The 20,318-nt window shown below is 72.8% G+C and carries 21 protein-coding genes and 2 pseudogenes; 15 read left to right on the top strand and 8 right to left on the bottom strand.

The genetic code is table 11. The features are described from left to right. The first annotated feature begins 6 nt into the window (after positions 1–6). From ACGFQC_RS14435 to ACGFQC_RS14380, 12 genes are all read left to right on the top strand, one after another. The gene (locus ACGFQC_RS14435; RefSeq protein WP_363087742.1) at positions 7–828 is read left to right on the top strand and encodes an ABC transporter ATP-binding protein; all 822 of its coding nucleotides are present in this window, start codon (positions 7–9) and stop codon (positions 826–828) included. 57 nt (positions 829–885) lie between these two features. Further along, positions 886–999, top strand: a complete 114-nt coding sequence (amiA, locus tag ACGFQC_RS14430; RefSeq protein ID WP_363087743.1) for a streptamidine family RiPP — start codon at positions 886–888, stop codon at positions 997–999. Positions 1,000–1,091: 92 nt separating this feature from the next. Further along, positions 1,092–1,946 carry a hypothetical protein gene (locus ACGFQC_RS14425; RefSeq protein ID WP_363087744.1) on the top strand — a complete coding sequence of 285 codons (855 nt, stop codon included), beginning with the start codon at positions 1,092–1,094 and terminating at the stop codon, positions 1,944–1,946. Further along, the gene (locus tag ACGFQC_RS14420) at positions 1,943–3,424 is read left to right on the top strand and encodes a CocE/NonD family hydrolase (RefSeq protein ID WP_363087745.1); all 1,482 of its coding nucleotides are present in this window, start codon (positions 1,943–1,945) and stop codon (positions 3,422–3,424) included. Before ACGFQC_RS14425 ends, ACGFQC_RS14420 begins: the two co-directional genes overlap by 4 nt. Then, on the top strand, positions 3,421–4,800 hold the full coding sequence (locus tag ACGFQC_RS14415; RefSeq protein WP_363087746.1) for a YcaO-like family protein: 1,380 nt from the start codon (positions 3,421–3,423) through the stop codon (positions 4,798–4,800). The genes ACGFQC_RS14420 and ACGFQC_RS14415 overlap by 4 nt, the downstream gene beginning before the upstream one ends. An 8-nt stretch (positions 4,801–4,808) precedes the next feature. Further along, positions 4,809–5,942 carry a SagB/ThcOx family dehydrogenase gene (locus tag ACGFQC_RS14410; RefSeq protein WP_363087747.1) on the top strand — a complete coding sequence of 378 codons (1,134 nt, stop codon included), beginning with the start codon at positions 4,809–4,811 and terminating at the stop codon, positions 5,940–5,942. After that, positions 5,939–7,678: an ABC transporter ATP-binding protein gene (locus ACGFQC_RS14405; RefSeq protein ID WP_363087748.1), complete on the top strand. Its 1,740-nt coding sequence runs from the start codon at positions 5,939–5,941 to the stop codon at positions 7,676–7,678. The genes ACGFQC_RS14410 and ACGFQC_RS14405 overlap by 4 nt, the downstream gene beginning before the upstream one ends. Then, the gene (locus tag ACGFQC_RS14400) at positions 7,675–9,432 is read left to right on the top strand and encodes an ABC transporter ATP-binding protein (protein WP_363087749.1); all 1,758 of its coding nucleotides are present in this window, start codon (positions 7,675–7,677) and stop codon (positions 9,430–9,432) included. The genes ACGFQC_RS14405 and ACGFQC_RS14400 overlap by 4 nt, the downstream gene beginning before the upstream one ends. 118 nt (positions 9,433–9,550) lie before the next feature. Continuing rightward, positions 9,551–11,047, top strand: a complete 1,497-nt coding sequence (locus ACGFQC_RS14395) for a Y4yA family PLP-dependent enzyme (RefSeq protein ID WP_393288196.1) — start codon at positions 9,551–9,553, stop codon at positions 11,045–11,047. Beyond that, positions 11,044–12,381 carry a pyridoxal-phosphate dependent enzyme gene (locus ACGFQC_RS14390; protein ID WP_363087751.1) on the top strand — a complete coding sequence of 446 codons (1,338 nt, stop codon included), beginning with the start codon at positions 11,044–11,046 and terminating at the stop codon, positions 12,379–12,381. The genes ACGFQC_RS14395 and ACGFQC_RS14390 overlap by 4 nt, the downstream gene beginning before the upstream one ends. Next, positions 12,378–13,601, top strand: a complete 1,224-nt coding sequence (locus tag ACGFQC_RS14385; RefSeq protein ID WP_363087752.1) for an aminotransferase class V-fold PLP-dependent enzyme — start codon at positions 12,378–12,380, stop codon at positions 13,599–13,601. The genes ACGFQC_RS14390 and ACGFQC_RS14385 overlap by 4 nt, the downstream gene beginning before the upstream one ends. Before the next feature lie 80 nt (positions 13,602–13,681). Further along, positions 13,682–14,482 (top strand): class I SAM-dependent methyltransferase, encoded by an 801-nt coding sequence (locus ACGFQC_RS14380; protein WP_363087753.1) that lies wholly within the window; start codon positions 13,682–13,684, stop codon positions 14,480–14,482. Between the two features lie 59 nt (positions 14,483–14,541). Here the strand turns inward: ACGFQC_RS14380 and ACGFQC_RS14375 are convergent, their stop codons facing one another. The 3 genes and pseudogenes from ACGFQC_RS14375 to ACGFQC_RS14365 form a co-directional block, all read right to left on the bottom strand. Beyond that, positions 14,542–15,102 carry a GNAT family N-acetyltransferase gene (locus ACGFQC_RS14375; protein ID WP_363087754.1) on the bottom strand — a complete coding sequence of 187 codons (561 nt, stop codon included), beginning with the start codon at positions 15,100–15,102 and terminating at the stop codon, positions 14,542–14,544. Between the two features lie 193 nt (positions 15,103–15,295). Continuing rightward, positions 15,296–15,565, bottom strand: a pseudogene (locus ACGFQC_RS14370) (hypothetical protein); the annotation flags it as partial. A 262-nt stretch (positions 15,566–15,827) separates the two neighbouring features. After that, positions 15,828–16,229: pseudogene (locus tag ACGFQC_RS14365) on the bottom strand (Fur family transcriptional regulator); the annotation flags it as partial. Between the two features lie 183 nt (positions 16,230–16,412). Between ACGFQC_RS14365 and ACGFQC_RS14360 the strand changes: the two are divergent. Further along, the gene (locus tag ACGFQC_RS14360; protein ID WP_363088053.1) at positions 16,413–16,709 is read left to right on the top strand and encodes a hypothetical protein; all 297 of its coding nucleotides are present in this window, start codon (positions 16,413–16,415) and stop codon (positions 16,707–16,709) included. Positions 16,710–16,826: 117 nt separating this feature from the next. Here the strand turns inward: ACGFQC_RS14360 and rpsR are convergent, their stop codons facing one another. Genes rpsR through rpmG form a run of 4 tightly spaced genes read right to left on the bottom strand, consistent with a single transcriptional unit; the run spans position 16,827 to position 18,717 of the window. Beyond that, entirely contained in the window at positions 16,827–17,063 is a 237-nt protein-coding gene (gene rpsR / locus ACGFQC_RS14355; RefSeq protein WP_363087756.1) for a 30S ribosomal protein S18, read from the bottom strand. Between the two features lie 36 nt (positions 17,064–17,099). Continuing rightward, positions 17,100–18,254 (bottom strand): GTP-binding protein, encoded by a 1,155-nt coding sequence (locus tag ACGFQC_RS14350; RefSeq protein ID WP_363087757.1) that lies wholly within the window; start codon positions 18,252–18,254, stop codon positions 17,100–17,102. Further along, on the bottom strand, positions 18,254–18,508 hold the full coding sequence (locus tag ACGFQC_RS14345; RefSeq protein ID WP_363087758.1) for a type B 50S ribosomal protein L31: 255 nt from the start codon (positions 18,506–18,508) through the stop codon (positions 18,254–18,256). Before ACGFQC_RS14345 ends, ACGFQC_RS14350 begins: the two co-directional genes overlap by 1 nt. Before the next feature lie 44 nt (positions 18,509–18,552). Continuing rightward, positions 18,553–18,717, bottom strand: a complete 165-nt coding sequence (gene rpmG / locus ACGFQC_RS14340) for a 50S ribosomal protein L33 (protein WP_129802794.1) — start codon at positions 18,715–18,717, stop codon at positions 18,553–18,555. Positions 18,718–18,784: 67 nt separating this feature from the next. Here rpmG and rpmB point away from each other — a divergent pair, with 67 nt between their 5' ends. Together rpmB and rpsN are read left to right on the top strand one after the other, a co-directional pair. Further along, positions 18,785–19,021 carry a 50S ribosomal protein L28 gene (gene rpmB / locus ACGFQC_RS14335; RefSeq protein ID WP_030833456.1) on the top strand — a complete coding sequence of 79 codons (237 nt, stop codon included), beginning with the start codon at positions 18,785–18,787 and terminating at the stop codon, positions 19,019–19,021. Continuing rightward, positions 19,021–19,326: a 30S ribosomal protein S14 gene (gene rpsN / locus ACGFQC_RS14330; protein WP_363087759.1), complete on the top strand. Its 306-nt coding sequence runs from the start codon at positions 19,021–19,023 to the stop codon at positions 19,324–19,326. Before rpmB ends, rpsN begins: the two co-directional genes overlap by 1 nt. An 86-nt stretch (positions 19,327–19,412) precedes the next feature. Here the strand turns inward: rpsN and ACGFQC_RS14325 are convergent, their stop codons facing one another. After that, positions 19,413–20,300 (bottom strand): class I SAM-dependent methyltransferase, encoded by an 888-nt coding sequence (locus tag ACGFQC_RS14325; RefSeq protein ID WP_363087760.1) that lies wholly within the window; start codon positions 20,298–20,300, stop codon positions 19,413–19,415. Positions 20,301–20,318: the final 18 nt, after the last annotated feature.

The following is a 20,318-nucleotide window of genomic DNA, read 5'->3' as shown; positions in this document are numbered from 1 at the left end:
CAGTGCATGATCGAGTCCGTGGGGATCCACGTCGAGGGGGTCCACTTCGGCTACCCCGGACGGCCCGTGCTGCGGGGCGTCGACCTGACCGTCCGGCCGGGCGAACTGACCGCCCTGATCGGCCTGAACGGCTGCGGCAAGTCGACCCTGCTGCGGCTGGCCGCCGGGCTGCTGCACCCCGACGAAGGGCGCGTGCTGCTCGGCGAGGACGACGTCACGCGGCTTTCAAGACGCGCCACGGCCCGGAGGGTGGCCTTGCTGCACCAGTCGGCTCCGGCCGTGCCGGGCATGTCGGTGCGTCACCTCGTCCGTCAGGGGCGGTACGCGGCACGTGGCCCGCTGGGCATGCTGCGCGAGGGCGACGACCCCGTCGTGCGCCGGGCGCTGCGTGACGTCGGGGTGGAGGACTGGGCCGACCGTGACGTCGACGCCCTGTCCGGCGGCGAGCGGCAACGTGTCCGGCTCGCGATGGCGCTCGCTCAGGACACCCGGGTCCTGCTGCTCGACGAGCCGACCACGTACCTGGATCTGCACCACCAGCTCGACGTACTGCAGACCGTGGTGCGTCTGCGCGAGGAACGCGGGCTCACGGTGGTGATGGTGCTGCATGACCTGGCCCACGCGGCCCGGTTCGCCGAGCGGATCGTCGCCCTGCGGGAGGGCCGTGTGGTGGCCGACGGAGCGCCGAAGCAGGTCGTCACGCCGGGGTTGCTGGCGGAGGTGCTGCAGGTGGCGGGCCGGGTCGGTGAGGATCCGGAAGGGGGGTGGCCTGTGTGTTACCCAGATCACCCCATCGCAGCTCTAGAATATGAAAATCAGATTCATTAGATTGGGGTCACGGTGCTCATCCGAACGCCGTATCTCCCTGCTGATGAAGGAGAGTTCATGGAAAACGAGCAGGTCTTCGCGCCGATCGCCGACCCGGGTCAGCTGGCTCACGACTCGGCCTCCCACTCCAACGCGCTCGTCGAGAACCTCTTCGAGGACACCGAGGAGTAAGCGAGGGCCTAGCCACCCTCGACCGTGGGCCCGCCCGATGCCTTCCGGGCGGGCCCACGCCCGTCCCCGCTCCCGTCGACAGGAGGAACACCGTGTCCCGTAGCCGACTCGTCCCCGGTGTCGAGGTCGTCGCCGTGCCCGGACGAGGGCTTGCCGTCCGCACCCCCGCAGGGGAGTTCTTCAGTGTCAGGACAGGAGACGCCGACGAGGACGCCTTGCTCTCCCTGCTCACCGGGGGGACCACAGCCCCGGTGGACGAGGGGACGGATCGCGTGATCCGGGCGTTCGAAGAAGCCGGATATCTGGCGGAAGGGCCGTGGGGCCCGGAGTGGCCCGCCGCTCGCCAGGATGTCAGGGTCCTCGGCGACCCGGTCCTGACCGAACCGCTCGCCGTACAACTGGCCGCCCTGGGCGCGCGGCCCCGTACGACTCCGGCCGTGACCGCCTCCGGCAGCCCGCCCGTGGGCATCGAGGACCTGCTCGACGGAAACCCCTCCGCGGTCGTCTGGTGCCTCGACGGACCCGTGCCGGACGGCTTGTGGGACGCCGCCGACCGGCTGCCCGAGCACGGTGTCGCGTGGCTGCGCTGCCACCGCGAGGGCTGGCAGGCGTACGTCGAGCCGGTGGCCGCCGCTCCCGGGGACGTCACCTCGGCGCACGTCCGCTCCCGCCGGCTCGCCGCCACACCCGCTCACCGCGAACTGGCCGCGTACTGGAGCGGACCGCGTACCTCCGGCGCGCCGGTCCGGCTCGCCGTGCCCGCCGCCACGCTGCTCGCGGCGCTGCTCGCGGACGATCTCGGCCGGTGGGCCACCGGAGCCTCCGACCCGGGGGGACTCCCGGTGCGGCGCCGACTGCGACGGGTGGACCTGCGCACGCTGACCGTCACCGAGCACCCCGTGCTGCCGGTGCCCGACGTCGCGCCGATGCCGAAGAAGGACGGATGACGGCGTTCAGCACGGCTGTGGGGGAACTCGCCACCGACGTCCTGCTCCCGGCCGGTCACGGCCCCTTCCCGACCGTCCTGGTGCGCACCCCCTACGACCGGACCTGGCACGAGGCCGAGGCGCGTGGCTGGGCCCGCTGCGGGTTCGCCGCCGTCGTCCAGGACGTGCGGGGGCGGTTCGCGTCGCCGGGGGAGTGGCACCCGTACGCGTACGAGACCGCGGACGGAACAGCGGCCGTCCGCTGGATCCGACGGCAGCCGTGGAGCGACGGGCGGCTGGTGGCCGCCGGCGCCTCCTACGCCGCCCACTGCGCCCTCGTCCTCGCCCTCGACGCGCCCGGGGACGCCCGGCCGGACGCCGTCATCGCGGCCGTGCCCGCCCTCGGCCTGGCGGAGACAGCCCGCGAGGCGTCCGGCGTGGAACGGCTGTTCTCCCGCGCCGGATGGTGGGCCGCCCACGGCGACCGGCGCGACTCCGACGAAAGCGCGCTGAACAAGGCCCTCGCCGAGGACCCCGGCCTGCTCGCCCACCTGCCGTTGACCGCCCTGCCCGAGCGGCTGGGACGCGCCCTGCCCTCGTGGGCGGGGTTGTGGCGCCGGCCCGACCGCGGGCACCTCGTGGCGCGGGCGGCGCACGCCGGGCCGCCCCTGCTCGCGGTGGGCGGCCACCACGACCACTTCACCGAGGAGACCGTCGCTCTGTGGCGCGCCTGGGGCGGATCCTCGGCGCGTCTGCTGCTCGGCCCCTGGGGGCACCCGCTGACCGCTGCTCCGGGGCCGGACGCGGGACCCGCCCACCGGCTGAACCTCGGCGAGCTGTACGTGCGCTGGGCCCGCCGCGCCCTGGCCGGCGACCTCGCCCCCGGGCACCACGGCGCACTGGCGCTCGGCGGCGCCGGCCTATGGCTGCCCGCCGACGCCGAGGGAGAACCGCGTGCCCACCGCACGCGCCTGCTGCACGGCTCCGCCTTCACCGCCGACCCCGCCCGACCCGTTCGCTCCGACGACCTGACCGTCCCCGCGGACGGCCCGCCCGACCGCTGCCTGCTGGTCACACCGCCGTCGCCGCGTCCGCTCGACCTCGTCGGCCCCGTCAGTGTGCGGCTGCGGGCCACCGCCCACACACCGTCCGCCGACTGGGCCGCCAGGCTCGTCGCGCTCCCACCGGACGGGACCGCCGAGCGGCTCGCCGTCGGTATCGTCCGGCGTGCCGAACCGGCCGGCCGGGAAGCGGCGTTCACCGTCGGACTCGGCCGGCTCGCACGTCGGCTCCGGGCCGGTACCCGGCTGCGCCTGGAGATCGCCGGACACCACTTCCCGGCCCACGCCCGCAACCCCCACACCGGGGACGACCCGATGACGGCCGCACAGCTGCTCGCCTCCCGGCGGGAGGTCGACCCGGACAGCGTGGTGCTGAACCTGCCCGTCCTCCCGTCCCGTCCCGCCCCCACCGACCCCGCCGAGGAGATCCTGCGATGACGGCTCTGCCGCTGGAAGCGCTCGTCGACCCCGTCTGCGGAATCGTCCGCAAAGTCAAGCCCGTCGAGCACCCCGCGGGCGCCCCGCCCCGCTACACCGCGCTCACGGCCGAGGTGTCCGACGCCCGCAGACACGGCCTGTGGCCCGCCGACCGGGTCTCCCTCGGCACCACCTTCGGCGACCCCGAGCAGGCCCGCGTCGCTGCGATAGCCGAGGGGATGGAGCGCTACTGCGGCAACCGTGTGCCGCCGCCCGGCCACCCGGACGCACCCCTACGCGCCACCGCCGCCGAACTGGCGGACAAGGGCCTGCGCCTGTACGGCCCGGCCGATCTGCCCGCCTACGCACCCTGGCAGCACGCCCGCGCGAAGTTCCCCTACCGCCCGCTCACCGCCGACACCCCCGCGCTGTGGACACGAGGAACCGAACGACTGCCCGACGGGACCGCCGCCGAGGTCTGGGCACCCGTCTCGCTCACCCACCTCAACTGGCGCCAAGGCGGCCTGCGCGAGCTGCCCCGCACCCACCACCTCAACTACGCCGGGATCGCCACCGGACAGGGCCTCGACGACGCTGTCGAGCGCGGCCTGCTGGAGATCGTCGAACGCGACGCCCTGGAACTGTGGTGGCACCTGGACGGCCCGACCCGGGGCATCGACCCGGCGAGCGTGCCCGGCCTCGCCGACGACCTCGCCGGCTCCGCGCTCGACGTCCACATCGTCGAGATGCCCTCGGAGTTCGCCCCCTGCATGGCCGCGCTCATCCACGACCCGCGCCTCGGCCTGTACGCCGCCGGGTTCGCCTGCAAGTACGATCCGGCCGAAGCCGCCCGCAAGGCTGTCCTCGAAGCCGTTCACACCTGGGTCTTCACCCAGGGGCTGACCGGCCCCGACGGCTGGGTGTTCCAGGCCGTCGAGGTCGGGCTGCTCGCCCGCGGGCTCTACCTGGACCACCGGGCCGACGGCCGCTACCTCGACGTGTGCGGCGAGCAGTTCGAGCACGTGCGGGACCTGGGAGCACACGTGCAGGTGTGGCTGGACGAGCGGATGGCGGTCGAGGCCCGGAGGTTCACCGAGCCTGCGCTCGGGACGGTATCCGTCGCAGAGGTCGAGCCGGGCAGCCGGGAGCGGCTGGAGAGCACGCTGCGCGGGGGCAGTCACCGTGTCATGACCTTCGACCTCACCACCGAGGACGTGGCGGAGACCCCGCTGCGCGTCGCCCGGGTCCTCGTCTCCGGACTGCTGCCCAACGCGCCCGCCGCCTTCGGCTACTTCGGCTGCCCGCGCCTTGCCGAGGCCGCCGTCGCGCGCGGATGGCGCGCGACCGCGCCGAGCGCGCCGGAGGATTTCACGCTGGCACCTCCGCCGCACATGTGAGGGCCGCTGTGGAAGACCACCGCGAGGACCCGCCGACGGGCCTCGTCGCCGCCCTCGTCCGGGCCCGCTCTCCGGAGCGCCCCGGCCCCGACACGCCCGCCGGAGCACCCGTCCGGGCCTGGGCGGGCCCGCCACGCCCGATCCCGGAGGCCGGCCCCGCGGACCTCGACCTGCGGACTCTGCTGCGTCTTTCCCTGGCGGCCTCGGACACCTCCGGACGCCTCAGGCCCACCCCCTCCGCCGGTGCACTGCACCCGGTGGACACCGAACTGGTCGTGGGCACCGGCTGCTCCCTGCCGCCCGGCCGCTACGGCTACGACCCGCTGCGCCACCGCGTCCATCACGTCGGCCCGCCCGTCGACGGCACGCCGCCGGGCGTGACCGCCGCACTCTCCGTCACCGCACAGCGCACGGTGTCCCACTACGGCCACCGGGCCTGGCCCCTCCTGCTGCTGGACACCGGGCACGCGGCCGCGGCGTTGCTCCTGGCGGCCCGCGTCCTGGGCGCGGGCGAATCCGACGTACGGATGGACGGACGCACCGAGAACCCCCTGGCCGTCGTACGCATCCCACCGTCCGACGGGCGGAGCCCGAGGCGCCCTGCAGAGACTGAGGACCCGCCCACCCCGGCCGACCTGCTGGCGCGCCGCAGTACCCCGCCACCGTTGCCGGGCCTCCCACCCCGCGATGCGCTGCGGGCAGTCCTGGCCACCGCCGAACGAGCCGGGAGCGGTGGCCTGTTGCGCTGGAGCGCCGCGGTCGGCCCGCCTCGGCCCGGCCTCATGGAACTGGCGCCCGAGGGCACGACCCTGCGGCGCCACGCGTCTGGCGAGGCCCGTCCGACGCTCGCGGCCTGGGCCGCGGGCCAGGCGTGGCTCGCGGACGCCGGCGCCGTACTGCTCGCCCACGGCTGCCCCACGGACGCCGACACCGCGCACATCCGCCGCGCCCACCTGCGAGCCGGCTTCGCCGTCCATCTGGCCCATGTCACAGCCCTGCGCCACGGGCTGGCGGCCCGGCCCGTCGGCTCCTGGCAGCAGGCGGATCTCGGCGCCGCCCTCGGCGCCGCGCCGGGCCGTGACTGGGTCGTGCACGCCCTGGCCCTCGGCACCCGCCACGCCGACGAGGAGAACTCCACATGATCGTCCACCCCGAGCTGCGCCGCGCCGCACGGCGCGCACGGCGTCCCCTGCTCGCGGCCGCCCTCTTGCAGGGAGCCGTCACCCTCACCCACCTGACGCAGGCCGTGCTGCTGGCCCTCGCGCTCGCCGGCCTGGCCCGTGGTGACACCGGCCAACTCCCGTGGCTGCTGGCCGCGGTGCTCGCCGTCGTCACCGCCCGCGCCGGGCTCACCCTGTGGCAGCGGCGCACCGCCACCCGCGCCGGGGCCCGGGTCAGGGTGGCACTGCGCGACGAACTCCTCGCCCACCTGGGCCGGCTGGGGCCCGCGTACCTGACCACAGCGCGGGCGGGAGCCGTCCGCACCACCCTGGTCGAGGGGGTGGAGGGCGTCGACGCCTACGTCTCCCGCTACCTGCCCCAGCTCCTGGTCACCCTCGCGGTACCACCCCTGGTCCTCGCCGTCCTCGCCGTGGTCGAACCCCGCGCCCTCCTCGGCCTCGTCCCCGCCCTGCTCCTGGCCCTGCTGGGCCCGCGCGCCTGGGACCGGCTCCTCGCCACCCGCGGAAAGGAGCACTGGGACACCTACGAAGGACTGGGCGCCGACTACCTGGAGGCCCTCCAGGGCATGCCCACCCTGCGCGCCGCGGGTGCCGTCGGCCGCACCCGCGTACGCCTGGAGGAGCGGTCCGCGGCCCTGCACCGCGCGACCGTCGCCAAACTGCGCGTGTCCCTGGTCGACACCGGCATCACCGACCTCGCCATCCAGGGCGGCACCGCCGCCGCAGCGCTCCTGGCGTGCTGGTCGGCCGTCACCGGATCCACCACCGCGGCCGGCACCTATCTGGTGCTGCTGCTGGCCTCCGAGTGCTTCCGCCCGGTCCGCGACCTCGCCCGGGAATGGCACGCCGGCTACCTGGGGGTGTCGGCCGCCGACGGGCTGGCGGCCCTGCGCACGGCCGAGCCGGCGGTCCCCGACACCGCAACGGCGCCCGCGCACGGGCACACTCCGCCCGAACTCCGTTTTCACAACGTCCGGTTCACCTACGACGGTGCTTCCGCACCCGCCCTGGACGGTGTCTCCTTCACCGCACGAGCGGGACGGACCACCGCGATCGTCGGGCCGTCCGGCGCGGGCAAGTCGACCCTGCTGGCCCTGCTCCTGCGCCATCACGACCCGAAGGAAGGGCGGATCACCCTCGACGGGCGCCCCACGACCGAGTGCGCGCTCGACTCGCTGCGGCAGGGCATCGCCGTGGTCTCGCAGGAGACGTACCTGTTCCATGCCACCATCGCCGACAACCTGCGTCTTGCGCGGCCCAGCGCCACTGACGACGAGCTCACCCGGGCGGCGCGCGCCGCCGGGATCCACGACGAGATCGCCGCCCTCCCGGACGGCTACGCCACAGTCCTCGGCGAACGGGGGGCCACGCTCTCCGGCGGCCAGCGACAGCGGCTCGCCCTCGCCCGGGCCCTGCTGTCCGACGCCCCGGTCCTCGTTCTCGACGAGGCCACCAGCGCGGTCGACGAGCGACGCGAGGCGGACATCGTCCGGGAGCTGCTGAAGGCGGTCGGCGGGCGGACCGTCCTGGTGGTCGCCCACCGGCTCGCGGCCGTCCGGCACGCCGACCAGATCGTCGTCCTCGACGCGGGACAGGTGGACGCCGTCGGCGACCACACCGGCCTGGTCGAGGCCGGCGGCGTCTACACCCGGCTCGTCGAGGCCGGCCGCGCCCACCGAGGGGAACTCGCCGCATGAGCACCGTCACCGGTCCCGCCGCCCCCGGGGCGGACGGCCCCGCGCGGGGCGCGCTGCGGGCCCTCCTGCCCGCCCTCGCGGCACACCGCGCCATGACGGCCCGCACCTGTGCCGCCGCGCTCCTCGAACAGGGATCCCTCGTCGCGCTGGTGACCCTGGCCGCGCACACCGTGGGCACCGCCGTCATCGAAGGGCGCGCACTCACGGCCGGCACCGTCTCCGCGCTCGTCGCCCTCGTTCTCGTACGGGCCCTGACGACCTGGCGGGAGATGGACCTCTCGCACGACCTGGCCTACCGGGTGCTGGCCGCACTGCGGGTCCGTGTTTTCGACGGACTGGCCCGCAGCGCGCCCGCCCGGGTCGCCGGCCGGCGCAGCGGCGACCTCGCCGCCACCGCCATGGCCGACGTGGAGGCGCTGGAGTTCTTCTACGCCCACACCACCGCCCAGCTGCTCGCGGCGGGAACGGTCTTCACCGGCGGATCGGTACTTCTGGCCCTGGTGGAGCCGTGGCTGCTGGTGGCCGTGCTGCCGGTCGCGGCCCTGCTTGCCGCGGCGCCCTTCGCCGACGCCCGCGCACGCACGGTACGCGGCGGCCGCACCCGCACGGCCGTGGCCGCGTTGTCGGCCGACACGGTGGAGACCGTCGACGGGCTGCGCGAACTGCTTGCCTTCGGCGCTCTGGCCGGACGCCGCCGCAAGCTGGCGGAGCGGGGGCGGCAGGTGGGCGACGCCCAGCGCGCAGAGGCCACCTGGGAGGCCGTCGCCGCCGCCGTCCGCGACCTCCTCATCGTGGTCGCGGTCCTCGGCGTGGTCGCCGCGGCGGCACAGTCCGTGACCTCCGGACGGCTGCACGGTGCCTGGGCCCCGGCCGCGATGGCGCTGGCCCTGTCCGTCCTCGGCCCGGTCGCGGAGTCCGCCCGCGCCCTGAGCCAGGCCGTGGCCCTGCGCGCCGCCGCCGCTCGCGTCGACGCGGCCGTCAAGGCCCCCGCCCTCGCACCGCCGCCCACCGCACCACGCCCCCTGCCTCCCGGACCACTGGGCGTCCGGCTGCACCGAGTGAGGTTCGACTACGGCGGCGGGCCCGTGCTGGACGGCGTCGACCTCACCGTCCACCCCGGCCGGACACTCGCCCTCGTCGGCGCTTCCGGCGCCGGCAAGTCCACCTGCGCCCACCTGCTGGCTCGCTTCTGGGACCCGTCCGCCGGTGAGGTCCAGTTGCTGCCCGCCGACGGCGATCCCGTGGACGTGAGGGAGGTGAACGACGCGGAACTGCGGCGGGCGGTGGTGCTGGTGGGACAGGGCACCCCCCTCTTCCACGGTACCCTCGCCGAGAACCTGCGGCTCGCCGCGCCCGAGGCCGACGACCGGACGCTGGCCGAGGCGGCACGACTGTGCGGCGTCGACCGGATCGCCCCCCTGGACACCCTCGTCGGCGAGCGGGGCGCCACGCTCTCCGGCGGTCAGCGGGCCCGCATCGCCCTGGCCCGCGCGCTGCTGGCCGGACCGCGCGTCCTCGTGCTCGACGAGTCCACCGCCCACCTGGACAACACCGGCGACGCCGAACTCGCCACCGTGCTGCGGGAGGAGAGCCGCACGACGATCTTCATCGCCCACCGCCCGGCCACCATCCGCCGCGCCGACCGCATCGCAGTCCTGGAGGACGGCCTCATCACGGAAGAGGGAACCTGGGAGGAACTCACAAGCCGCCCCGGCAGCGCGCTCAACCGCATCCTCAGCACCACCCCCTCCTGAGTACGGGACTTCGCCCCGGGAACCGGAGCAGTGACGCTTAGGGGCGGGTGTACCGGGAAACGACTACTCCCGAACGATCGTCGCGTCGGCGGTCGACCGGTACCGGGAGGGGTCTCACGTGGATGCGCCCTTGTATCTGAGGCCGAGGGTGGATCCGCCGCTCGCCGCACTGCTGACGGACCGGCCCTTCCTGCACTCGCTCGTCGACGCGCTGGGGTCGCCGCTCAACGTGCTGCTCCCCGAGGCCGTGGCCGAGAACGCCGCCCGCTTCCGTGCCGTCTACCGCCGCCACCATCTCACCGGGCGGGTGTACTTCGCGCACAAGGCGAACCGGTCCAGCGCCCTGCTGCGGAGACTGGCGGCGGAGGACCCGGCCACCGTCGGCGTCGACGTCGCCTCCACGGAGGAGCTGAGGCACGCACTGGGTTGTGGGTTCACCGGCGACCGCATCATGGCCACCGGACCCAAGGACGCCGCGTTCCTCTGGCTGGCCGCGCGCGTCGGAGCCACGGTCAACCTGGACTCGCCCGGGGAACTGGAACGTCTCTCCGGACTGGTGCGCGCGCACGGGCTCGGCCGCGTCGCCGTGCTGGTACGCCTGTCGGGGTTCGAGCACGCCACCGGCCACGGGGGAGCGGGCACCCGGCTGCTCTCCCGGCGCAGCCGCTTCGGCACCCCGGTGCGGGACTCGGAGGCGCTGCTGTCGGCGCTCGAACGCAACGCGGACGCCGTGGAGTTCGCTGGCGCCGCCTACCACCTGGACACCACCGGCGTGGAGGAGAAGGCGCGGGCGCTGGAGCAGTGCGTGCTGTTCATGGACGAATGCCGGGCGCGGGGACTCGCGCCGCGCGCCCTCGACATCGGGGGCGGATTCGGTGTCGGCTACGTCGCCGAGGCGGAGGAATGGGAGCGGTGGACCACCGCGCTGACCGAGGCGGTGCTCGGCGTCCGTCCGCCGTTGACCTGGCGCGGTCACGGATACGGGCTGCGCAACGAGGGCGGCACGGTGCGCGGTGCCGCCGCGCTGTACTCCGCGTACCGCCCCACCGCCGGACCCGGTTACCTCGACGAGCTCCTCTCCCTGCCTGCGCCGGTGCTGGGCCACCCGCCCGCCACCCTCCTGCTGGAGCACCTCCACGACCTGTACATCGAACCCGGCCGCTCCCTGGTCGACCAGTGCGGACTGTCGCTCGCCAGCGTGCTGGACGTACGGCCCGCGGACATGGACGCCGGGCAGTACCTGGTGCGTCTCGCCATGAACGCGGGTGACATGAGCCTGGAGGAACACGGGGTCCTGGTGGACCCCGTCCTGCTGCCGCGTGGCGAAGCGGCGTCGGGCGACGGGGAGCCGGTCGGCGTCTACCTCACCGGCAATCTGTGCCTGGAAGGTGATCTCATCACCCGCCGCCTGGTCTTCCTGCCCCGGCTGCCGCGGGCGGGGGATCTGCTGGCCTTCGCCAACACCGCCGGATACGCCATGGACTTCCACGCCCACCACGCGCAGCACCAGCCCGTCGCGCGGACGGTGGCGGTGGAGCGGCGGGGCGACTCCTGGCACTGGTGCCCGGACGAGGACTACTGGCCGATCACACCCATGGGGGGAACAGTCGGATGAGGTACGACAGCATCACCGAGGCCATAGGCAACACACCTCTGGTGCGCATCGATCCCGCCGTACACGGTCTGCGCAACATCGACCTCTATGCCAAGCTGGAGATGCTCAACCCGTTCGGGTCCGTCAAGGACCGGCCCGCCTGGCACATGGCCCGGCCCCACCTGGAGGCTGACACCGACCGTGACGGGACGGTCGTGGAGCTCTCCAGCGGCAACACGGCCAAGGCACTGGCCCTGCTGGCCGGTATGCACGGAGCGAGGTTCAAGAGCGTCACCAACCGCATGCGGGTACCCGAGATCAAGGAACTCCTGCTGCTCATCGGCGCCGAGATCGAGGAACTTCCCGGGCGCAGCGAGTGCCTCGACCCGACCGACACGGACGACCCGCTGACGCACTTCCACCGGGCGCTCTCCGACCCGGGGAGCACGTACCTGCACACCGACCAGTACTTCAACCCACGCAACGTCGAGGCCCACGCGGAGGGTACCGGTCCCGAGATAGTGAAGGACCTGGACGGCCGGGTGCCGGACTGGTTCATCGCCTGCGTGGGCACGGCGGGTTCGTCGACCGGTGTCGCCAGGGTCCTGCGCGAGCACGACCCGCGCGTGAGGGTCCTCGGCCTGGTCGCCCACAAGTCGGACTTCATACCGGGCATCCGCACCATCGACGAGGTCCACCAGGTCGGCCTGTTCGACCCGGCGACGTACGACACCATCGAGTCGGTGACCTCGGACGAGGCCATCGACGGGATGATCACCCTGATCCGCCGCTGCGGAATGCTGAGCGGACCGACCGGCGGCGCCGCCTACCAGGGGGCGGTGCGGCAGCTGCGGTACGCCGACGCCGAGCTGGACGGGACGGGGCAGCGCCGGACGGCGGTGTTCATCGTGTGCGACCGGGCCGAGAGCTACCTCAGCTATGTGCGTCAGCGACGCCCCCAGCTCCTGGGCCGGACCGACCGCGGGCACTCCGCGGCGGCCGTCACCGACGCCGAGGCCCGCGCGGAGGCCCGCGCCATCGACGTGGACGACGCCCGGCGCTGGTCTGCCGAGGGTGACCCCCGGCCCCTCGTCGTCGACCTGCGCAGCCCGCACGCCTACGCCGCCCTGCACATCGAGGGCTCGGTCAACATCGTCGACGAGGTGTTCGAGGACCTGCTCCGCGGCGGGCTCCCCTTCAGCAAACGCACACCCGTGCTGCTGGCCTGTCCCGTCGGCGAGAAGTCACTGCGCTATGCTGCCGCGCTGTCCCGGATGGGCCACCCGGACGTCCGCAGTCTGGCCGGCGGGATCGTCGCCTGGCGGGACGCGGGCGCACCGCTGGTACGCGAATGAGCCCGGCGCGCCCGCTTCCCGCCGTGGAGCCCGAAAACCCGCTCTGGCAGCAGGAGGTGAGGGAACAGTTCCCCATCGTCACCGCGCATCCGGAGCTGGCATACCTCGACAGCGCGGCCACGTCACAGAAGCCACGTGCCGTACTGGAGGCCGTCCGGACGTACCTCACGACGTCGAACGCCAACGCCGGCCGCGGCACCTACCCCTGGGCCAACCGGACCACGGAACTCGTGGAATCGACTCGGGAGCGGGTCAAGGAGTTCCTCCACGACCCCGAACCGGGCCGCTCCGGCGTCCACTTCACCAGCGGCACCACCGAGGGCCTGCGTACCGTCGCCCGTGACTGGCTCGTGTCGTACCTCAGGGACGGGGACGAGATCCTCGTGCCGTACGCCGACCACCGGGCCAATCTCGACCCCTGGCTCGAGGCCCGCCGGCTGCTGGCCGAGCACGGTGTCGAGGTCCGCGTACGGGCGCTGCCGTACCAGGCGGTCTCCGGCGACTACGACCACCGGGCCCTGGCCGAGGCCATCGGCCGGCGGACCCGCTTCGTGGCCGCCACCCACGTCCACCACGTCTACGGCGGCGACATGAACGTGCACCGCATCCGCGAAGCGGTCGGCCCGGACGTACCGATCTGCCTGGACGCGGCACAGAGCGTCGGTCATCTGCCCGTGCACCTCGACGATCCGTCGCTGGACGTGGACTTCGTGGTCTTCTCCGGGCACAAGGCGATGGCCCTGCCCGGATCAGGCGCGGTCTGGGCGCGCAACGCGCGGGGGCCCGTGTTCCGTCCGGGCGGCTGGCAGGGCACGCCCAACACGGTGGGCATCGTGTCGCTGCGGGCCGCGCTCGACTGGCTCGACGCGGTCGGCGTCGAGCGGATCGCGCGCTGGACGACCACGCTCACCACCAGGCTGACGGACCGGCTCGGACAACTCGGCCCGTACGAGGTCCTCGGCTGCCCGGCGAGCCTGGCCGCCGACTCCCCACTGCCCGCGGCCCAGCGCCGCCACGGCATCGTCACCTTCCGCCACCGCGACATCCCGTCCGACGATCTCGGGTTCATCCTCTTCAGCCACGGTTTCATGGTGCGCGCCGACAGCCTCTGCCAGGCCGGCACCGACGAGCGGGACGGATCCGTACGGGTGAGCCTGCATGCCTACAACACGACAGAGGAGATCGACCGCCTGCTGACCGTCCTCGCGTCGTTGACGTGAACGGCAACTGATAACCGTTTCCACCTGTAGATTCGTCCGTGCCCACGGATGGACGAGAGATGGATGAGGTGGCGCGAGCGATGGGCGTGAGCATGGGGACGGCCAGGGCCTGGGTGGAGCGCTGGGAAAGGCAGCAGGAACGGTACGCGGTGGACCGCGAGGAGCGGTTCACCGTGATCGCGGACGTCGTCGAGCACATCACCGCCGGCCGTGCCCACCCTCTCCTGCTCGACCTGGGATGCGGTCCCGGTTCCCTGGCCGCCAGGCTCGCCGCCCGTTTCCCGCACGCGGAGATCATCGCCGCCGACATGGACCCCCTGCTGCTGGAGCTGGGGCGCACCCACCACGCCGACGCCGCCCGCTACGTCGACACCGTCATCGGCGAGGAGGGCTGGACCCGGGCCCTCGGACTGCGACGTCCCCTGGACGCCGTCCTCTCGACGACCGCGCTGCACTACCTGCCCGAGCAGACGCTGCTGCGCACGTACCGCTCCCTCGCGTCCCTGCTCCGCCCCGGCGGCGTCCTCGTCAACGGAGACCACTTCCCGCCGGGCGCGGCACAGTGCGCGGACCTCACCGCCCATGTGGGCCGTCGCAGGTCCGAGCGTACGGGCGGCCGCGCACAGGAGGACTGGCGGTCCTGGTGGGACGCCGCGGCCCGGGACCCCGAACTGGCCGACCTGCTCGACGAACGCAGTCGGCGCCAGGCGGCCCGGGCCGGGAGCGGAGGCGACGAGCAGGTCACGGTGAGCCGCCACACCGAACTGCTGCGCCGGGCCGGCTTCGCCCACGTCACGCCGGTCTGGCAGTTCGGCGACAGCACCGTCCTGGTGGCGATCATGGGCGACACGCGCGGACTCCCCGCTCCCGTCAGGACCTGAGGCCGGCAGCGGGGAAAGCCGCTTGGGACCGTTGCGGGGAACGGATAGGCCAAGGCATTTCACAGAGCCAGACTCATCAGGATCTCGTCCCGGTCGTCACCGGGCGCCACCCGCAACGCGCCCGGCCACCTGCCGACCTCCGTCCAGCCCGCCTTGCGGTAGAACTCTTCCAGCCCCAGACCGGACCGTACGGCGAGCTGCAGCCGTTCCAGCCCCATCTCGGCACGCCCCACGCGCTGGGCGTGCCGCATCAGTGCGATTCCGACACCCATGCCACGGAAGTGCACATGTGTCTGGACGTGGTTCACCACGCCGCAGTGCGCCACGAGAGGATGCGGCTCGCGGCGAAGCAGCAGCCAGCCCGCGAGCGCGCCGTCCATGGTCGCCAGGAGGAGCCTGCTGTGCTCAGGGGACAGTCCACGGGTGATTCTCCCGACCGCCGGACGGAGCGCCGCCTCGGTCACCGGCGGGAGCGGGCAGTCCATGGGGACGACGGCCCCTCCGGCGTTGACGACTGCCGTCCAGCACGCGGTGAGGTCCCGTCGGACGGCTGCGGTGGCGTCATGGGGCCGGCTGAGTTGTGCGATCACGGGAGTAGGTGACACCTCAGGCGCTGTCATACCCGGTAGCTTGCCAGGCGTGCGATTCCGAGTGCGCCGTCCGCTGCCCCTGTCAGCGTTCCTCGTACGGGTCCGACGGCTCCGCGACCCGTACGACGGTCGTGGCGTCCAGCACCGGGGGCCAGGCCGAGGGGGAACCCAGTTCGCCCTCGGGACGCCACGTGCCCGTCGCGGTCACCCATGTGCCGGTCTCCGCGGCGCCCGCGACGGGTACGGCGAGGGCTTGGCTGCGCGGCAACAGCCGGGTGAAGACGCGCTCGGGCACGAAGGCACCGATGGCCGCTGAGACCAGCGTGCCGAGCAGGAGGAACGGGATGCCCTGGACGACGACGGCGGTGAACACCGTCCACCGGGCAGCGACGGGCGGAGTGCAGAGGTCGAGGTCGAGCGCGAGTGCGGGGCCGAGGAGACCGGCGACCGTGACGACGGTGACGAGTGCAGATCCGCCGAGGACGACATGCACGACCGTCCGCGCGACGAGGCGTACGGCACCGGTGAGCCCGCCTCACACCAACGCGTGATTCCTGGTGCTCACACCACTCGACCTCACCGCATGATCACCCGAACGCACCGCCCACAGGAAGTTGCAGGCGGCTACCACGCGGCGCCCGCCCGGAGCAGCTTGGCGAGACACGGGCATGGTGCCGGAGCGGCCTCCGCACGGTGGGGGCTGGGCGAGCGCGATGGACGGGGACCCACGCCGCAGGCCGGACGTGAAACGCCGCTCAGGCGTCCTGCCCGGCCGGGTTCCGCGCGGTCGGGCCGACGCGGCAGCGGTCGCAGACGCCGGTCAGTTCAATGGTGTGTTCCACCTCGGTGAACCCCATGGTCTCGGCCAGGTTGTCCGCCCAGCGTTCCACGGGGGCCGCGTCGACCGCCGTGCTGGAGCCGCAGTCGCGGCAGACGAGGTAGTGACGGTGCCCGTCGGCGGGCCGCGGGCGATAGAGACGTCCCCCGGTCCTGTCCCGCACGACATCGACCTGCCCTGAGCGGTTCAGGGCGTGCAGGGTCCGGTAGACCGTGGTCAGGCCGACGGTGATGCCCTGGGCTTCGAGGGCCTCGTGCAGTTCCTGTGTGGAGGTGAAGCCGGCGCGCTCGTACAGGGCGCTCAGCACGGCCATCCGCTGCCGTGTCGGGCGTCAGGGGGCTGGTGACTGCGTTGCCGGTGCGTCGCGCAGGACGCCCACCTCCCGACGTGGGGGTCGGTCTCGACGACGGAACGTCCTCGCGTGGACCGGGCGTCTCTGGTGGCGCAGCGAGGTACCGCACATGGTAATCATTTCCAATATAGAGTCAAAGAGGTTGCGGTCCTGGGGGGTTGGTGCTGTTCGGCCGCTTCGTCGACCCATGCGCACGGAGAGGACCGCGGCCACGTGGCAGTCCCCCACGGTGATCACGTCGACTACGTGCACGATGGGCATCTGCACCGTGAGCACGACGGCCACGCGGATGAGTGCGAGGCGGGCGGGCACCGTGAGCACGCCGAACACGCCCACGCGCACGGTGAGGGCTGTGGGCACGTGGCGGTCCCCCACGGTGACCACATGGACTACGTGCACGACGGCCACCGTCGCGCGGCTCACGAGGGCCACTGGGACGACCACTGACTGTTTCACGGACACCCCTCCCGGAAATGCAGAATGCACCCCTGCTCCTAGGGGTGCATTCTGTGCGCTTTCGAATTTCCTGCAGAAAGGCTTGCGCAGGGAGCGAGTGGTTGCTTCTCACCGGCTCGAGTACGGAAGGAGCGCCATCTCGCGGGCGTTCTTGATCGCCGCGGCGGTCTGTCGTTGCTGCTGGGCCGTGACGCGGGTGACACGGCGGCTGCGAATCTTGCCGCGGTCGGAGATGAACTTCCGCAGCAGATCGGTGTCCTTGTAGTCGATGTAGGTGACCCCGGCCGCGTCCAGCGGGTTGGGACGGGACTTCAGCGGCTTGCGGGGATTTTGACGGGGCGCCATGGTGCTCCTTCTGCGGTGGGGTGGATGGGGCCCGTTCTACGCAACGGGGTCGAGCAGAGAGTCGAACGCGGCCGGGAGTTGTTTCCACGCTTCGGGTCCCGCGGCGTACTCGGCGTCGGTGAGCAGGCAGGAATCCAGCACCCGTGCGAGTCCGTCACGGTCCAGGCCGGGTGAGGTGAAGACGAGGTGCTGGCAGCGGTCCCCGTGTTCGGGGTGCCAGTCCAGTGCGGCGGCCGCTCGGCGTACGGGCGGGACCATTTCCCAGGCGGCGTCCGGCAGGGAGGCGAGCCACGGGCCGGCGCTCTCCACGCACAGGGCTCCGCCCGCGGCGTCCCAGGCGAGCAGGGTGTCGGGGCGGTCGGCGAGCCAGAACCGACCGCGGCTGCGGGCCGCGGCGCAGCAGAGGTCTTCCAGCGCCTGGTAGAGGCGTTCGGGGTGGAAGGGGCGGTGCCGACGCCAGACGAAGGTGGTGACGCCTGCCTCGTCGGCTTCCTGGGGGAGCAGGGCGCAGGCAGGGTGCTGGGCCGCGGCGGCCGCTTCGGCGTCGAAGCCGGCGAAGGCCAGCCGGGCGAGCTCCGGAGAGTCGGCGCTCACCTGACGGGCGACGGGGTGCAGTTGGCTGAGGAGTGCCCGGTCCTCCTCGTCGGCGTCCTCGCTGTCCACGACGGCGAGGACGGGGGCGTACTCCACTTGCCTGGCCCAGGTGTCGCCGACCGTGCGCTGGTCGCCGGCTGCGACCGCGAGGCCCGCCTCGGCCAGGTCGTCGCCGTTGCCGAGGCAGGGGAGTACGAGAGCCGGGTCCACCGCCGTGATCACGTTGGTGAGCCGGACCGCGTCGGCGCCGTGGTGGACGACGACCTCGGCCATCCCCTTGGGTTCGACGGAGTCCCACAGTTCGACGACGGCGAGCCGGGTGAGGCCGGCGTCGGCGAGCTGTTCCAGCTCGGGGATCAGGTCCTCGCGCAGCGCGCAGCACGCGCAGTCGTTGACCAACGGGGCCTTGTCCCGTGCCAGTTCACCCGAAGCATCGCGCATCTGGCGCAGGACGGTGCCGTCGGCCGCTGTGGACAGGTCGTGATGGAGGGCGACGCTGGCGGGTACGAGCCGCAGCAGGTGGTCCACTACCGTCCGGCGTGCCTCGGAGTGGAGCCCGGCGACGATGACGACGGGCAGTCCGGCCTCGTCCCGCATCAGTTGGCTCCGCGTCGGCCGTACCGGCGCTCGAAGCGCTCGACTCGCCCGGCGGTGTCCAGGACCCGGGCGGTCCCCGTGTAGAAGGGGTGGCTGACGTGCGAGATCTCGACGTCGACCACCGGGTAGGTGTTGCCGTCCTGCCACTCGATCGTCTTGTCACTGGTCATGGTGCAGCGGGTGAGGAACGCGTAGTTCGCGGCCCGGTCGCGGAAGACGACGGGGCCGTAAGCGGGGTGGATTCCGGGCTTCATGGGGCGTCCTTGAGTTCGGCGGGCGGTGGCGGAGTGGCGGGAGGTCACCGTTCCTCGCGGAAGTCGACGTGCCGTCGGGCGATCGGGTCGTACTTGCGCAGCACCATGCGGTCGGGGTCGTTACGGCGGTTCTTGCGAGTGACGTACGTGTAGCCGGTTCCCGCCGTGGAGCGGAGCTTGATGATCGGGCGTACCTCGTTGCGTGCCATGAGGTTAGTATATGGGAATGATTTCCATTACCAAGAACTAGTCGTCCGACGAGAGGCAGGTAAGACCTTGTCCGCCCACTGCCAACTGACCGGCGCCCAGCCGGGCTTCGGCAACACCATCTCCCACTCGCATCGGCGCACCTCGCGCCGCTTCGATCCCAACATCCAGCGCAAGCGCTACTGGCTCCCCAGCGAGGGGCGGTACGTCCGGCTGACGCTCAGCGCGAAGGCGATCAAGACCGTCGACAGCATCGGCATCGAGGCCGCCGTGGCCCGCATCCGCGCCCGAGGGGGGAAGGTCTGATGGCCAAGAAGAGCAAGATCGCGCAGAACGAGAAGCGCAAGGCGACCGTCGAGCGGTACGCGGCCCGCCGTGCGGAGCTGAAGGAGGTCATCCGCCGGCCATCCTCCACCGACGCCGAACGCCGGGCCGCAGTGGAAGAACTACGGCGCCAGCCCCGCAACGCGAGCGCCACCCGGGTGCGCAACCGGGACAGCGTGGACGGGCGGCCGCGCGGTCACCTCCGGAAGTTCGGACTGTCGCGGGTCCGCGTGCGTGAGCAGGCCCACGCCGGCTTCCTGCCCGGGGTCACCAAGTCCTCCTGGTAGCCGCGCCGCTCGCACGACGGGCCCCGCGTCCGGCCATGACTCGGCGGAGTCATGGCCGGACCTCCCGCTGAGCGTGCCTGCGGATATCAGGGCAGGCGCAGGAGGTTGAGCCGGTAGACCTCGGCCTGGGGGAGCCGCTGCGCGGCCATGGCGGACACCATCTGCTGGTAGGGGAGTGGCGACTGGGCTACCAGGTCCTCGGGCAGGCTGGTGAGGGTGTGTGACGCCAGTACTCGTGCCCCCGGCCACCAGTCGGCCAGTTGGGCGGGGGCGGGGCAGTACCAGTGCATGCGGGCCGTGACCTTGCTGAGGACGTCGTGCTGTTCCTGAGTGTCGAAGAAACCGAGGCCGGCGGTGCCCAGGGCCAGCAGGGCGCCCGGGAAGTGGTCGACGAGGAGGTCGATGACCTCGCGCACGTCGGGTTCGTGCAGGCAGGACAGTACGGCCTCCGCGACGAACAGGTACGGCCCGATGGCGTGCGAGGCCACCTCCGCGGCCCACGCCTCGTCCATCATCGAGGCCGCGATCATCGTCCGTCGGGGACTGTCCGTGAAGAAGTTCCGGCGCGGGCCGATCCCATCGGGCAGGTCGAGGTCGAACCACCGGGCGCGGCCGTTGCCGACACGTTCGCGGCGTGTGTTGAGTCCGGTGCCGATCGCGACCACGGTGGCGTCGGGGTGCGCGGACAGGGAGTCCGCCACCCACCAGTCGAAGAGGAGGGTGCGCGGCAGCGCGCCGGTGAGGCTCGGGAGATCGCCGAAGCGTCCGAAGTCGTAGTCGATCGAGGCGACGATCTCTTCGGCCCGTGCGTCCCTCAGAAGTGCGTGTTCCTCGCGGTTCTCACAGCGCGGGCATACAGCGGTGTGAGGAGGGTCTCCTGCACCGTCCCCAGGCGCGGCTTCTTCCTGTCGTCCATGAGCGGCCTCTCCGACACAGGTGTGTACCGGGCCGGACGGTGCCGTGGCTGCGACCACCGCCCGGCCCGGAGTTTC

The sequence above is a fragment of the Streptomyces sp. NPDC048734 genome (assembly GCF_043198675.1).
Taxonomy (GTDB): domain Bacteria; phylum Actinomycetota; class Actinomycetes; order Streptomycetales; family Streptomycetaceae; genus Streptomyces.
The sequence above is the reverse complement of the archived record's forward strand: the minus strand, read 5'-3'. Positions and strand labels throughout refer to the sequence as shown.